The sequence below is a fragment of the Fibrobacter sp. UWH4 genome (assembly GCF_900142475.1).
In the GTDB taxonomy this organism is placed as follows: Bacteria; Fibrobacterota; Fibrobacteria; order Fibrobacterales; family Fibrobacteraceae; genus Fibrobacter.
This window is the reverse complement of record NZ_FRAY01000005.1, coordinates 46,462-60,279: the sequence shown is the minus strand read 5'-3', so window position 1 is coordinate 60,279 and position 13,818 is coordinate 46,462. Positions and strand designations below refer to the sequence as shown.

Here is a 13,818-nt window from a genome sequence, read left to right as displayed (position 1 = left end):
CAAAGAAAATAATAAAATCTGGGCGTCCCATGACAGGTCCGCTTGACAACTCGCTAGAATTTATTCTTCTTGGCTAGAATTTATTCTTCTTGCGGGCAAATTTCACGCCAAACCACAACGTATTGGCAATATCGGACTTGCTGACATCCTGGGTATCGGACGATTCCCACTGCCCTTCGATATCCATCGACCAGGCAACACCCACGCCGACATTCCATGTCTTGCCGATGGGGAACAGTTTTCCCATTTCAAACTTCAGGAACAACGGCCCCGAAAATTCGTGATCCACCAAAGAAGCGTAGTTATCATCGTAGTAATGCAGGCCGACGCCAGCCGAGACTTCTATATACGAATTATACAGCGGGGAGTCCGAACCGTTCAGAGGGAAGAACGTCCCCTTGATACCGAAACGGATATCCGTTACATCCGTATTTACGCCTTTGCAAACGGAATCAATTTCATCGCCCTTATAGGAACTTTCACCCGACTGACTTCCAATATTTAAAAATCCACGGGCACCCACGACATCCTTAATCAAGATGCCTAAAGAAAATTCACCGAAAAAACCGCTGCCTTCAAATTCAGACGACTGGACAATCCTTCCTTCGCCATCCCCGTAATCACTATCCTCGTCATAGCTCTGCCATGTCATATTGTAGCCGAGATCGGCACCCATGAACAGCGACACCTTGGATTCGCGTTCTACCGTGGGCGCCGGCGTATACGGGACCTGCTGGGTGGTGTATACAGGCGCTCCGCCATACTGCGCAAAAGCGTCAGAAGTAAAAGCGAATACCAATGCGGCACTCGCGAGATATTTTGACATTGTCATTTTTCTTTGTCTCCTATTACCCTATAGAATTCCAAAAACTGCGCGGGGGAAAGTTCCTCGGCGCGGACCGTCGTCGGATAATCCAGCAGCTCGATGGCTTCCTGGATTTTTTTCTTGTCGTAGGCGCGGCCGAACGAATTGGCGAGCGTCTTGCGTTTCTGCGTAAACGCGGCGCGGACAAAGTCGAAGAAGCCTTCGGGGGCCTGCAGCGCATCCGCCTTGGGCGTAAGCAGCATGGTGGCGCTATCGACATTCGGGCGCGGCGTAAAATGTTCGGGGCCAATCTTCCTCAAAATCTGCGTGTCGGCGTAAGCGGATACGAGTACAGACAAACTGCCGTAGTTACTGCTGCACGTAGCGGCACAGATGCGTTCGGCGACTTCGAGCTGCACCATTCCCATAAAACCCTTGGTCAGATGCAGTTTCGGCATAAGCCCCGCGATAATGGCGGTCGACACATTGTACGGGAGGTTCCCCGTCACCCACGGTTTTTCGTGCGCCTCGAGGAATGCCTGGAGGTCGAACTTGAGAAAGTCAATGTTCTCGATGCGGAAATTCTCGCGGCCCTGGAATTTTTGTTCCAAAAATTCGACACACTGCTCGTCGATTTCGACAGCAGTGAGTTGCACGGCGCGGTCGAGCAAGTGTTCCGTCAGCGCGCCGTGCCCAGGGCCGATCTCCAGCACGGCCTCGCCCGCCTGCGCAGGCAAATCACCCGCAATCATCTGCGCGGTAGGAACATCCAAGAAATTCTGACCAAACTTACGGCGACGTGCTCTATCCATATCGGCAAAGATAGCAAATACCGACGCTCCGCCTAACCGCGCCTGCGGCTGGAGGCGCGCCTTAACAGCCCCGTCAAAAACTGGTAAAAGCGTTCGCTGCGGGAATTATCCTGTTTGTTCTTACGCAGCGTAATCACGATGTCGCGCTTGAATTCGGCATCCGTAATCTTCAGGAGACGAATGCGGCGGTTATTGACGCGCCCCCACGAAAACTCCGGCCAGAACCCCACACCGATGCCGCTCGCGATGGCATCCTTCACGGCAAGCGCATTGTCGCTTTCGAAGGTGATGTGCGTCTTGAATCCGATACGTTCGCAATACTCGTTAAAAATACTGCGCAGCTGCTTGGAACCGTAAAGGCCGATAAAATTAGTCTCCTGCAATTCCTTGAGGCTGATACTGTCGCGCTTTCGGTACTGGGCCGTATTCGGCACCGCCAGGTAGATATTCTCGGTGCAGACGAAATTTTCCTCTTCGGAATCTTCACCACCGTAGTGGCGAACAGAAGCCTTGTAATTGGCGTAGGTGCGCACGCAGATATCGTACAGTGTCGTTTCTTCGTTCTGCACCAGGTTAAAACGCAAATCAGGATCGTTCCGCTTGTAAAGAATCACCGCGTTCGTCACGAAAGAAGACGCCGCAAGCACATTCAAGTTGACCGTCGCGGACTGTTCGTTTTCCATGGCACGGAGCTGTGCCGGAAGCGATTCAATATCCTCGTAAAGGGGATTGACTTTCTTATAAAAATATTCCCCGATTTCGGTCAGCTTGATGTTTCGCCCCTGCGTCTTGAAAAGCTTTACGCCAAGTTCCTCTTCAAGCTTGTGGAGGGCGTGCGTAAGCGCAGGCTGCACAATGCAAAGGGTTTTGGCGCTCTGCGTCACGTGCTCGGTACGGGCGACTTCCAGAAAATACTTGAGATGCGTCAGTTCCATACGATTTTATTACCAAGAAGAATTCATCAATTTTATTGATGAATTAAATATAAATAATCTATTAGACAATATGAATCGACAGTTCTAAATTTGCTCGCGAAAACAAAGGAGTACTTATGAAAAAGATTTTCAAGACCATCACGACCATCGCCGCCACCCTGTGCGCCGTAGCCACCTTTACCGCCTGCGAACAGGCCAACACCTGCAACTACGACGAAACTTCCAACACGCTTTCGTGCCCCGACAAGGTCTACAAAACCGTCAAGATAGCCAACAAGATCTGGACCGCCGAAAACATGGCCGTCTACGTTCCCGATTCCAGCTCCTGCTACGACAACAACCACGCAAACTGCGAGTCGACCGGCCGACTCTACACCTGGAACGCCGCCAATAACAACCTCTGCCCCACCGGCTGGACGCTCCCGACCCTCGAAGACTACAAGGCCGCTTTCGCCGACAAGAACGCCGATGCCCTCAAGGACGCCGCCGGATTCAATCTCCAGTTCGCCGGATTCAAGTACTACGACGGCAAATTCGCCGACAAGGATGCCAGCGCAAGTTTCTGGACCAGCGACAAGTATGACGATTCCAGGGCTTATCTTGCACGCGTCACCGACACCCGCACGACTTTCGAACATTACAACAAGAATATCTTCGCCTCTGTCCGCTGCATTAAGAAATAATTCGGAATTCAAGAATCAGAATTAGATGAAATAAAGTAATATTATTTCAAAACATTCGGAAAGAGGAAATAATGACCTGGCTCATCGACTTATTCACAAAGCCCTCCGTCGCCCAGCAAGTTATCGCCATCGCCCTCACGGCATCCATCGGCCTCATGGTCGGCAAGATCAAGGTCAAGGGAATCAGCCTCGGGGGCGCAGGAGCTCTCTTCGTAGGCATCCTGCTCGGACACCTCGGCCTCCGCGTTGAAGGCAACGTTCTCCACTTTATCCAGGAATTCGGCCTCATCCTCTTCGTTTACACCATCGGCATGCAGGTAGGCCCCGGCTTTATGGATTCCATACGCCGCCACGGCCTGGTGCTGAACGTCCTTTCGACAGGTATCGTTCTCCTCGGCGTCATCACGACGCTCTGCCTGTATTTCTTTACTGATATGCATAACAACGTACCCGTGCTCATCGGAATGCTCTGTGGCGCCGTCACGAATACGCCCTCCCTTGGAGCCGCTAACTCAGCCTTTGCCGCGGCCGGGGTGGACACATCCCTTACGGGTATCGGGTACGCTGTTGCATATCCGTTCGGCGTCATCGGCATCATTCTAGTAATGATCCTGATGCGCGTCATCTTTAGGCAGAATCCGGCCAAGGCTGCCGAAAACTACGCCAAGGAAATCGCGGCGAACGCCAAGGAAATCGAATCCTGCAGCCTTACGGTTGACAATCCCAACCTGTTCGGAGTGACGCTCAAGGATATCCCCGACCTGATTTCGAGCGGAGTCGTGGTCACGCGCCTCCTGCGCAACGGGAACATCACTACCCCGAACGGAAATACCGTCATCGTGGAAGGCGACAAGCTGCATATCGTGGGCATGCCCGAAGCGGTCGCCGCCATGGAAAAGATTATCGGACACCGCCTCGAAAAGCCCATCACGCATGTAACGAGCAACGCCGACAAGCCGATAGTCGTCAAGACGATCCTCGTCACCAACAAGAAAATTCTCGGCCGCACCATTGAATCGCTCGCACTCGCGGAACGCTACGGAGTCAACATCAGCCGCGTGGTCCGCAGCGGATTCAAGTTCACGGGGCGCCTCGATCTACGCATCAAGTTCGCAGACAAATTAAGAGTCGTCGGTACCGCCGAAGGCATCGAAGCCGTCGAGAAGGAACTAGGCAACTCGCTCACCGCGCTCGACCACCCCGAAATACTGCCCGCGTTCCTGGGAATCTTCCTCGGAGTCATCGTCGGAAGCATCCCGCTCGCCCTCCCCGGAATGCCGACACCGCTGAAGCTCGGTCTCGCCGGAGGCCCGCTGATCGTGGCCATCCTCCTCAGCCGCAAACGCAAGATTGGCCCGCTGAACTTCTTCATGGCGAACAGCGCAAACCTCATGCTCCGCGAATTCGGCCTCACGCTCTTCCTCAGCTGCGTCGGCCTGAACGCAGGCATCAAGTTCTTCGACGTGCTCCTGAACGGCGACGGACTCTACTACATGGGACTCGCCGCAATCATCACCTTCGTCCCGCTCGCCATCATGGCTACCGTCGGCCACCTGGTCTTCAAAGTCAACTTCCTTTCGCTCTGCGGCGTACTCGCGGGCGCCACCACCGACCCGCCCGCCCTCGCCTTCGCGAACAGCCAGGCTGACAGCGAAGCAGTGAACATCGGCTACGCCTCGGTCTACCCGCTCACCATGCTGCTACGAATCCTGAGCGGACAAGTGCTCGCCATACTCCTGCTACAGGCGATGTAGGCGAAACGAATAGCCGAACGGTCTTTAAACCTTTAAAAGTACTCCACCTAGAAACAGCAAAGGCTCCCCTTTTCGGGGAGCCCTTCGCTGAATTACCTTTAGCTTTCGCTAGGGAATTACTGACCCATATTGGAGAAAGCCGCGATCATCGCCTTATAGTCAGCACAAGACATTGGTGCGTCTGCGTAGAAATACATCGTGATGCCTTCTTCGCCAATATCACAGGCCTCGCCACCAGCCGGGCAAGCAGCAAGAAGCTCTTCGCCTTCTTCGGCAGTGCATTCAGAAGCCATAGCTGCAGGACCTTCAGAACAAATACCAGCCTTCATGCAGCCGACCGTACCAGTAGCAGGATCAGCCGGAGTTTCTGCGGCAGGGTCTGCCGGAGTTTCTGCGGCAGGATCAGCCGGGGTTTCAGCAGCCGGAGCAGCATTTTCGCAACCAGCAACCGGCTTACCGAAAAGCATCATTTCCCAAGAAGTACCATTGCACTGGACGGTGTCCTTCAAGTCTTCTTCAATATAAATCTTGGCACACATATTGTCCGTTGCGGAGCAAGCGACATCCTTTGTGTTATAAAATTGTTTAAGGGTAGCCGGAGCTTCCTTAGAAGACGGGCTAGAAGAACTATCGTCACCGCAACCCACGAGAGCGGTCATAGCAAGAGCAGCAACAGGAAGAATCACTTTTTTAGTAAACATTTTGTCTCCTTGTAATTAATTAGGTTGTTCCTAATATAAATCTTTTTTTTTAAAAAAAGGGACTTTTTTCTAACAAAAAATTGACTTTTGTTGTATCACAAAACAACATTTTTTTGCAAGCGATATTTTTGCAAACATTCGTATACAAATTAATCCCCCGGCATTCACCAGGGGATTTTAAATCGTCACTTAAATCTTATTAGAAAAACTGAGGGGGCCAACGCGGGTTCTTGGAACTCATGTCGATCTTGTAGAAGTCCTTCTCAAAGCGACCGTCATCCAAGCCGTACATCTGCATCACGTGGCGTGCGATCCACTTGCCGAGCTTCATCACGGTGAGCTTCTTGCGGAGGCGGCCCTGGCAGTCACGGTTCATGATATCCGGGAGAGTCGATGTCGTGAGGATTTCGTCGATAGCGTGGCTGTTGAGCTTTTCACGGGCTTCGGGGCTCGTGTGGAAGTGCGTCACGCCGAAGCACACGCGGTTGGGGTTACCCTTCTTGATGTGTTCGCAGCACTGCACGATGGTGGTACCCGTACGCACCATGTCGTCGAACACGATCACGTCCTTGCCCTCGATTTCCTCGATGCTGATGTCGGAAAGTTCTGGGTTGAAGGTCATGCTGATTTCGCGTTCGCCGGTACGCACCTTGTCCATCACCACACGCTTGCATTCGGGCAGGTCGAGCGCTTCGTAAACGGCGTTCATGAACGGGCGTGCGCCCTTGTCCGGAGAAACGATTACGAGGTTGTTGCCGTCCTTGCCAGTCTGAACAAAGTTGCTGTTCTTGATGTAGTGGGCGTAGACGTCCGTCGGAATCAGGTTATGGAAATTGTCCTTGCCGAAGATTTCGGCAAACAGGTTCTGCACCTTGATGCTGTGGTTGTGCACCGTGACCACGGCATCGACTCCGGACTTCTTCAAAAGTTCGGCATAAAGAAGGCTCGTGAAGGCCTGACCGTCAAACTTCTTCAAGTCGATGTCCGGGCGATCCTTCTCGAGTTCACCGATGCGGTGCGGACCGCGATCCTGGGCGCTGTAGAAAAGGTCCGGTTCAACCAGGACGACCTGTTCAGCACCGTTGTCCTTGGCGGCACGGGCCAAAATGCAGTTACGCATGGCGTAGTCGTTACGGCTGCGTTCATGGTTCGAAACCGAGCAAATCAGCACGATCTTGCCTTCCAGGCGGCGGCCGATATGTTCCATATCGTCCACGTCCAGCATGTAGCGGGGGCAGAATTCGGAGTTAGCGAAGGTCTTCAGGGAGACCATGTCGGAAATATCTTCACGGAGTCCGATGTACTGCGCCATGTCGATGGCGAACGGATCGTCGGTGAAGTTACCGGTCACGATAAAACGATCTGACATTTTGTAGCCTTGATTTGAGGGTTGAACCATTTGGTATGGGCAAATATAGAATAATTCAATACCCGAATTCAAGGCTGTCTTACAATAGGCGACTTTTCAAAAAAAAGACTTTCGCCATTATTTGACGAAAGCCTTAAAAATAAAATGATGCTCACATTTTGATATTGATTTAGAAACAAGCAGGACAAGGCGCGAGCTCCCGTAGCGTACTAAAACATACGTGAGGGAGCGAGCTATACGACACTTGAGGCGTAGCCTCTTAGTGAGAGTTATCCCCTTTGGGGAAACGCCGTAATGCGCCGTTTATAAATCAATAATCCTGTCGTTCTGCAGAAGCTGCTCGAACGTCTGGCGTTCGCGGATGACCTTGAGTTCGCCGTTCGTGTACATGGTTTCGGCGGCGTAGCGGCGGCTGTTGTAGTTGCTGCTCATGGCAGCACCGTAGGCGCCTGCATCATGGAGAATCAAAAGGTCGCCGACCTTTGCCTTCGGGAGCTTGCGGGTCACCACGAAGCCGCCTTCTTCCTGCGTGAACACGTCACCGGATTCGCAGAGCGGGCCAGCGACAACGGCATCGACCGTTTCGTTGAGTTCGCGGCCGTCACGGGCGATAATCGAAATGGCATGATAGCTACCGTAAAAACTCGGACGAACGAGATCGGTAAAGCCGGCGTCTACCAGGTAGAACAAGTTGTCGCCCTGCTTCTTGACGGCGCGGATTTCAGCCATCAGGTAACCGCTTTCGGCCACCAGGTAGCGACCGGGTTCCACTTCAAGGTGTACCTCGTGGCCGATGCTCTGCTGAATACGTTTGCGGGCATCGTCCCACAGCTTGTAGTAGGCGTTCACGTCGATGCGGTTGCCCTTGTCTTCTTCGTGGTAGGGAATCGGGAGGCCGCCCCCTGCACTGATGGTGCGCAAATGAGAGCCCAGGCGACGGCTCGCGTCGACCATGGCGTCGCACACCTGAGCGAGGTGTTCAAAGTCCGTGCCGGAACCGATATGCATGTGCAGTCCCGTAATCCACATGCCGTTCGCCTGCGCGAGCTTGATGCAGTCCTTGATCTGTTCGTGCCAGATGCCGTGCTTGCTGAGGTCGCCACCGGTGTTGGTCTTACGAGAATGACCGTGGCCAAAACCCGGGTTCACGCGGATAGTGAGTTCGGACTTCACGCCGAAATCGGCCAGCTGCTGGATCATGTCCGGCGAACCCACATTCACGGCGATGTTGTGTTCCTTGACGAGTTCAAGAGCATCCTTGTCGAAGATATCTGCGGTGTAGACAATTTCGGGAGCCTTGCCCTTCTGCTGACCACCCTTAAATCCGGCCTTAAGGGCGCGGACGATTTCGCCGGCCGAAACAGCGTCGACCACACAGCCGAGCTTGCGGATGAGCGAAACCACAGAAAGGTTCGGGCATGCCTTCTGGGCAAAGCGAACGGTGTCGAAAACCTGGACATCCTTCACGCACTTTTCAATCGTGGCGCGGTCATAAATCCAGAGCGGCGTGCCGTACTGTTCGGCAGCCTTCACAAAAACTTCTTGAGGGATGGAATAATTTGTCATACGGAGAAAATTTAGAAAATGGCTATGAGGTATGAGGTCGCACTGACGCGCTTTGAGGTCGCTTCGCTTTGGGGAAAGAGAAATGGATGGCGTGGGATTTGTGCTGACTTTACACAAAATGAAAAATGCCGAGCGATCAGCCCGGCATCATTTCAATTGCGATAAAAGCGATTAGACGTGCTTGACCTTATTGTCGCCTTCATCCCAGTACTGACCGTCGCAAACGAACTTGTATTCGTAATCGCCAGCATCGAGAGTGATCTTGCCAGTCCAAAGACCGGTCTTCTTGTCCTTCTTGAGCATGTCCTTGTCAACAGCCCAGTTGTTGAAGGAACCGGCAACGGACACGGTCGTTGCAAGCGGGCAGTTGGCTTCGAACACAACCGTCACCTTCTTGGGAGCCTTAGCGGCAGCCTTCGGAGCGGCGGGCTTAGCGACAGCCTTAGGAGCGGCCTTCTTAGCAGCCGGCTTGGCTACAGCAACTTTCTTTTCAGCGGCCGGCTTAGCAGCAACAGCCTTCTTGGCCGGGGCCTTCTTTTCGGCGGGCGTTGCGGCAGCCTTAGGAGCGGCCTTCGGGGCAGCCTTCTTGGTAGCGGACTTAGCTACAACAGTCTTTGTTCCTTTGGACATATTTATCTCCTTGCATTGTTTTTGCGCGCAAAGATAGCAAAAAAAAAATATTTTGTCTAATAAAAGTTTACTTTCCCGACCAACCTGCAATTTTGGGTGATGAAGGTTTTCTATATTTGGGCCATGCTCAAGCAAATTATCGCCCCTAGCGTTTTAAACGCAAACTTCCTCGAACTCGGTAACGGCCTCAAGGCCATCGAAAACGGTGGTGCAGGCCTCGTTCACCTCGACATCATGGACGGACACTTTGTCCCAAACATCAGCTTCGGCCCGGGAATCTCTGCCTGCGTGGGCAAGGGAACCAAGCTCCCGCTCGATTGCCACCTGATGATTGAAAACCCCGAGAACTACGTGGGCGAATTTGCAAAAGCCGGCGCAAGCATCATCAGCGTGCACGCCGAAACTACGAACCACCTCGACCGTCTGCTGCACCAGATTGCAGAACTCGGCGTCAAGCCCGCCGTGGCCATCAACCCGGCAACTCCGCTCGAAAGCATTAAGTACGTGCTCGACATCGTGGACATGGTTTTGGTGATGTCGGTGAACCCGGGATTCGGCGGCCAGAGTCTCATCCCCTATTGCCTCGACAAGATTCGCGAACTGCGCGCCATGAAGCCGGAACTCAACATCCAGATCGACGGCGGCGTCAAGCTCGACAATATCCTCGCCTGCAAAGAAGCCGGCGCAAATATCTTTGTGGTCGGTTCCGCCATCTTCGGCAAGAGCGATCCCGAAGCCGTTTGCCACGAATTCGCAGTCAAGGTAGGAGCCTACCAAATAGACGAACGCCGTTAAGCGCCATCGAAAAAAAATCTACCTAAGCGTAGCTCCATTTGCTTTATAACGCTTTTCGCTGTCACGGATAACCACGCTATTGCGCTCCCTCTGAACGAAGGGGGCGTTTTTCTTTTGTACCGCAGCCGGGAAGGCGTGCGGACGAATGGAAGTTTTCACGCTTTCATCAAAATAGACCTTGCCCAAATACACGGCAGGCTGTTCTTCGCCGCAAGACCCTATGCCAGTAGGTACGCGGTTGGCAAATTCGATTTCACCGATTTTCAAGTACACTTGGTAACGTCCTTTGCCCCGTTTATTTAATTTGGTTGAAATTTCAATTTCATTGTTTCCGTCAAACGTCATCACGGTATCACCGCCCGCAATAGAGATGGTGCGGCTATGGATGTTGCGGGAATCAACGTCCGGCAGCTCATAATAAGTCGGCATCGGGCACATGGCCAAATTGCTCCCTTCCAAATCCTCTAAAACGGCGAGCCTTACCGGAGCGTTCCACGTCAAATTTCCAAAGCCCACGTTCTGGATGCGGAGTTTCGCACGTAAAATTCCGTCGGCGCCCACCGTATCGCTCAGCCACGATTCGCGCAGCACGAAGCGGTAACCCAGGTGGTCGTTGATGTACTTGAAACCCGAAAGCGAATCGACACGCGCCGGGTCATAATCAAAATCTTTCTGCTTGAACAGCGTCTTTTTCCAGCTATTAATCAGGTTGTTGTTCCACTGGATATTCAGGTAGCTCGTATGCGTACGGAAACCCTCGTACGCCAAGAATTCCGGCGTATTGATGACCTGGTAGCCATCCGCCGTCGTAAGCGCCTCGCCACCATAAGGAGTGTTGATGCTGTACTTTTCGAGCCAGGCTACGCCTTCTTCGCGGCAGATAGAAGTCTTGCAGTCCGCGCCCCAGGTGCCGTAATCGTACTGCGTTCCGAGATAGCCGTCGTTGAACATTCCCACGCGGTACATGGTGTCACCCTTCGCCTTCGCAATCTCCGCAAACGTCTCGCCGTCGATGTGGAAGTCGACTCCCCAGTTGTCAAAGCCCAAAACCTTTGCCGAATAGTTCCCTGTGCGCGTGAGGATTTTCAGTTCCGGCGGAGTATTGCGAAGCATCAAGTTCACCGCTTCGGCTACGCGGTCGTAGGTAATACTTGTATCGCTGTGCATCTCGCCGTAGGCACCGTGCATGCCCATCTCGAGCGCCACAATCACATCGGTGTTTTTCGAAAGCACGGGCGCCAACTGCTTCACATGCTTGAGTACCCACTCGTGGGCCGGAGTCACGTTGCTGCGGCCATTGTACCACGGGTCGTAACAGATGCGCACGATTACGTGTCCGCCATAGTCGCGAATGTTGTCGAAGGTCTGTTGCAAAACGTTCAGGGCATCTTCGGTCAAGTCCTGGCTCACGCCGCGCACCGTATCGCGCTTTCCGCCTGTCGTATCAACGCCAAGCATTGCATTGCTGCTGAATTCCGAAATCTCCGCACGCAAGTGCAACAGCTTGCCTGATAGTTTTTCAATCGGCATCCCGCCCGAAGGTTTTAAATGCAGAACCTGCGGCGTATAAAACCCGCGGTCGAAATTGTCAAGCGTCGCCATCGCGTCGGTCGTATCGATAGACTGTTTCACGAGACCCGCCGCAAAGAGCGGAGCCGTCGCAAACAAGAAAATGCCGAGCACGGCAATCTGCACGACATTCCGCGTAATCACAGAAATTTTCTTCATCGACACCCCCTAATAAAAAACGGACACAGCCTTAAGCCATATCCGTAATATATATTATTTTAAAGTGGGCCGCCGTTTTTATAGCGTTCTATTTTACTTCTTGAAGTATTTCTTCACCGCCGGGTGATGCGGCTGCAATTTTTTCAGTTTTTTGTAGGACGCCTTGGCTTCGGCCGTCATGCCGAGCGCATCCTGGATGGCCGCCATGTGTTCCCAATAGACAAAATCTTCATCGAAACGCGGACTCTTGATTTGCTTCATGGTTTCAAGCGCCTCGGCAAACTTACCCTTGCGGTAAAGGCCCCACGCCCAGGAATCCACATAGGCCTCCGATGGTTCCGAATCCTTGTACTTAGCCGACTGCAAAAGTGCCTTTTCAACCAAAGTAATTCCCTTGTCCAATTCCTCGGGAGTCCGGTTCAAGTCAATCAGGGTGTAGCCATAATAATTCAGGACTTCGGCAACATCAACCTGCGGCTCCGCAAAACCCAGAATGTACTCGAACATCGCAAAGGCTTCGTCGTAGCGTTCCATGCGCTCCAGGTTCATCGCCATCAACACGCGAATTCCGAGATCTGCAGAATCCTTCGCTGCCAATTCCCGATAAAACACGTCCGCACGTTCACGCAAGGCAAGCGACTTCTTGACCCTTGCTGAATCACCAATATCCTTCTGCCAAATTTCCTGCGCTTCCACGCACAAAATCCGCGCGTACACGCTACGGAACTGGCGACGGTTGCGTTCCACGTCATAAGCCATGCGTTTCATCGAGGCAGAATCGGCAATGCCCTCCATCGGAGTCCACTTATCCCACACCGCAATCAGAGAATCCAGCATTTTGTAAGCCTTGCCGTACATTCCCGCGGTACCGTAGGTCAAGGCCAGCTGCGCCTTGTCGCCACCGAGCGCTACGGAATCCGCCTTCTCGGCATAACGCACAGCATCCTTCGGCTTGTTTTCCTTAAAGGCAATCGCAGAAAGCGTATGGTAGGCGCCCGTCACATAGACTCGCTGATCCACAATGTTCTCGGCAGCATATTTCAAGTGGACCTTTGCGCTGTCCAAGTTGCCAAACAGATGTTCGTAATGTCCCAAGAAATTGGCAAGTATCGGAGTGCGCACGCCATCATCCAGATATTTCTTCCTGAGCATCGCGTAAGCGGAATCTCGGTTCGTTTCGGCGAGGGAGCTCATCAGGAGCACCACCATCGATTCATCTTCCGGCGTGGATTCCGTAAGCGTATCGACAACCGCTCGGACTTCCTTCAGGCGTTTCTGGAACACAAGCCCCTGCACCATCTGCAAAAGCATCTTCTTGTCGCCAGTCGCCTCGTGGCCCTTCGCAAAAAGTTCCACGACGGCAGAATCCTTATGTTGGTCGAGCAGCAATTTCAGTTGGCGCTGGAACAGCGTCGGCATATAATTTACCTGCGGCAGGAGCAAGTCATAAATGCGCACAAGTTCCTTGCCGTCCTGCACCGCTTCCAAAAAGAGGCTGTAGTCATACAGGAGCGTCATGTCCTGATAACGGGAGGTATCGAGCGCCGCATTGAAATACTTGCGGGCGGAATCGGCACGGCCATCCTTCACGTACAAATGAGCGAGCAAGCCGAGCTGCGATGCCGTCGGGCGACCTTTCAGTCGATTTGCACGCTGGGCCTGCAACAGCGCAACAGAATCCGCTCCCTGCGCCGCCATGATTTCGGCAAGCTTAAAAGCCAGGTATCGGCTATTCGGATCAGATTCCGCGGCATGTTGCCAGAACACGTTCGCGAGGGCGCGTTCCCCACGCAATTCCATTTCCTGGGCGCGGATAAACGATTCATGAGCCGCATCGATATTCTGCGGCAACGCAGGTTCTTCGGCGGAAACCTTCTTGATGGAATCAAGTTTCGCATTCACCGCTTTCGCGATCGCAACGGAATCATCGGCCGTCAGGGTTTCGCTTTTTTTCGCAGACGAGGCGCAACCGCCAAACGACAGCGCCATCACCGAAAGCGCTACCACAACCGCAAGCGAAAGGAAACGGGATTTCATCAT

The 13,818-nt window shown here is 53.1% G+C and carries 12 protein-coding genes; 3 read left to right on the top strand and 9 right to left on the bottom strand.

Annotated features, from left to right (window positions below):
• Positions 1–73 precede the first annotated feature (73 nt).
• The 3 genes from BUA93_RS10130 to BUA93_RS10120 are packed head-to-tail and all read right to left on the bottom strand — an operon-like array spanning position 74 to position 2,552.
• Positions 74–832 (bottom strand): hypothetical protein, encoded by a 759-nt coding sequence (locus tag BUA93_RS10130; RefSeq protein ID WP_139257974.1) that lies wholly within the window; start codon positions 830–832, stop codon positions 74–76.
• Entirely contained in the window at positions 829–1,617 is a 789-nt protein-coding gene (rsmA, locus tag BUA93_RS10125) for a 16S rRNA (adenine(1518)-N(6)/adenine(1519)-N(6))-dimethyltransferase RsmA (protein WP_072979052.1), read from the bottom strand. Before rsmA ends, BUA93_RS10130 begins: the two co-directional genes overlap by 4 nt.
• A gap of 32 nt (positions 1,618–1,649) precedes the next feature.
• Positions 1,650–2,552 (bottom strand): LysR family transcriptional regulator, encoded by a 903-nt coding sequence (locus BUA93_RS10120; RefSeq protein WP_072979051.1) that lies wholly within the window; start codon positions 2,550–2,552, stop codon positions 1,650–1,652.
• A gap of 116 nt (positions 2,553–2,668) precedes the next feature.
• Here BUA93_RS10120 and BUA93_RS10115 point away from each other — a divergent pair, with 116 nt between their 5' ends.
• Complete coding sequence (locus BUA93_RS10115) at positions 2,669–3,235, top strand: FISUMP domain-containing protein (RefSeq protein ID WP_072979050.1); 567 nt, start codon at positions 2,669–2,671, stop codon at positions 3,233–3,235.
• A 71-nt stretch (positions 3,236–3,306) separates the two neighbouring features.
• Entirely contained in the window at positions 3,307–4,989 is a 1,683-nt protein-coding gene (locus tag BUA93_RS10110; RefSeq protein ID WP_072979049.1) for a putative transporter, read from the top strand.
• A gap of 116 nt (positions 4,990–5,105) precedes the next feature.
• On the opposite strand, the gene BUA93_RS10105 is transcribed toward BUA93_RS10110, so the two are convergent.
• The 4 genes from BUA93_RS10105 to BUA93_RS10090 form a co-directional block, all read right to left on the bottom strand.
• Entirely contained in the window at positions 5,106–5,690 is a 585-nt protein-coding gene (locus BUA93_RS10105) for a hypothetical protein (RefSeq protein WP_139257973.1), read from the bottom strand.
• 199 nt (positions 5,691–5,889) lie between these two features.
• Complete coding sequence (locus tag BUA93_RS10100; RefSeq protein WP_072979047.1) at positions 5,890–7,059, bottom strand: ribose-phosphate diphosphokinase; 1,170 nt, start codon at positions 7,057–7,059, stop codon at positions 5,890–5,892.
• Between the two features lie 303 nt (positions 7,060–7,362).
• A complete protein-coding gene (gene lysA / locus BUA93_RS10095; protein WP_371359325.1) occupies positions 7,363–8,658 on the bottom strand; it encodes a diaminopimelate decarboxylase in 1,296 nt (431 codons plus the stop codon).
• Positions 8,659–8,796: 138 nt separating this feature from the next.
• The gene (locus BUA93_RS10090) at positions 8,797–9,255 is read right to left on the bottom strand and encodes a glycogen-binding domain-containing protein (RefSeq protein ID WP_072979045.1); all 459 of its coding nucleotides are present in this window, start codon (positions 9,253–9,255) and stop codon (positions 8,797–8,799) included.
• A 123-nt stretch (positions 9,256–9,378) separates the two neighbouring features.
• Here BUA93_RS10090 and rpe point away from each other — a divergent pair, with 123 nt between their 5' ends.
• Complete coding sequence (gene rpe / locus BUA93_RS10085; protein ID WP_072979521.1) at positions 9,379–10,050, top strand: ribulose-phosphate 3-epimerase; 672 nt, start codon at positions 9,379–9,381, stop codon at positions 10,048–10,050.
• A gap of 18 nt (positions 10,051–10,068) precedes the next feature.
• Here rpe and BUA93_RS10080 read toward each other — a convergent pair whose 3' ends face one another.
• Complete coding sequence (locus BUA93_RS10080; protein ID WP_072979044.1) at positions 10,069–11,778, bottom strand: DUF4832 domain-containing protein; 1,710 nt, start codon at positions 11,776–11,778, stop codon at positions 10,069–10,071.
• 93 nt (positions 11,779–11,871) lie between these two features.
• Positions 11,872–13,818, bottom strand: a complete 1,947-nt coding sequence (locus tag BUA93_RS10075) for a tetratricopeptide repeat protein (protein WP_139257971.1) — start codon at positions 13,816–13,818, stop codon at positions 11,872–11,874.

Bases quoted from the DNA above. Each gene is read 5' to 3' on its own strand.
- BUA93_RS10130 (WP_139257974.1), bottom strand. From the start codon at position 832: ATGACAATGTCAAAATATCTCGCGAGTGCCGCATTGGTATTCGCTTTT.
- rsmA (WP_072979052.1), bottom strand. From the start codon at position 1,617: ATGGATAGAGCACGTCGCCGTAAGTTTGGTCAGAATTTCTTGGATGTT.
- BUA93_RS10120 (WP_072979051.1), bottom strand. From the start codon at position 2,552: ATGGAACTGACGCATCTCAAGTATTTTCTGGAAGTCGCCCGTACCGAG.
- BUA93_RS10115 (WP_072979050.1), top strand. From the start codon at position 2,669: ATGAAAAAGATTTTCAAGACCATCACGACCATCGCCGCCACCCTGTGC.
- BUA93_RS10110 (WP_072979049.1), top strand. From the start codon at position 3,307: ATGACCTGGCTCATCGACTTATTCACAAAGCCCTCCGTCGCCCAGCAA.
- BUA93_RS10105 (WP_139257973.1), bottom strand. From the start codon at position 5,690: ATGTTTACTAAAAAAGTGATTCTTCCTGTTGCTGCTCTTGCTATGACC.
- BUA93_RS10100 (WP_072979047.1), bottom strand. From the start codon at position 7,059: ATGTCAGATCGTTTTATCGTGACCGGTAACTTCACCGACGATCCGTTC.
- BUA93_RS10090 (WP_072979045.1), bottom strand. From the start codon at position 9,255: ATGTCCAAAGGAACAAAGACTGTTGTAGCTAAGTCCGCTACCAAGAAG.
- rpe (WP_072979521.1), top strand. From the start codon at position 9,379: ATGCTCAAGCAAATTATCGCCCCTAGCGTTTTAAACGCAAACTTCCTC.
- BUA93_RS10080 (WP_072979044.1), bottom strand. From the start codon at position 11,778: ATGAAGAAAATTTCTGTGATTACGCGGAATGTCGTGCAGATTGCCGTG.
- BUA93_RS10075 (WP_139257971.1), bottom strand. From the start codon at position 13,818: ATGATGAAATCCCGTTTCCTTTCGCTTGCGGTTGTGGTAGCGCTTTCG.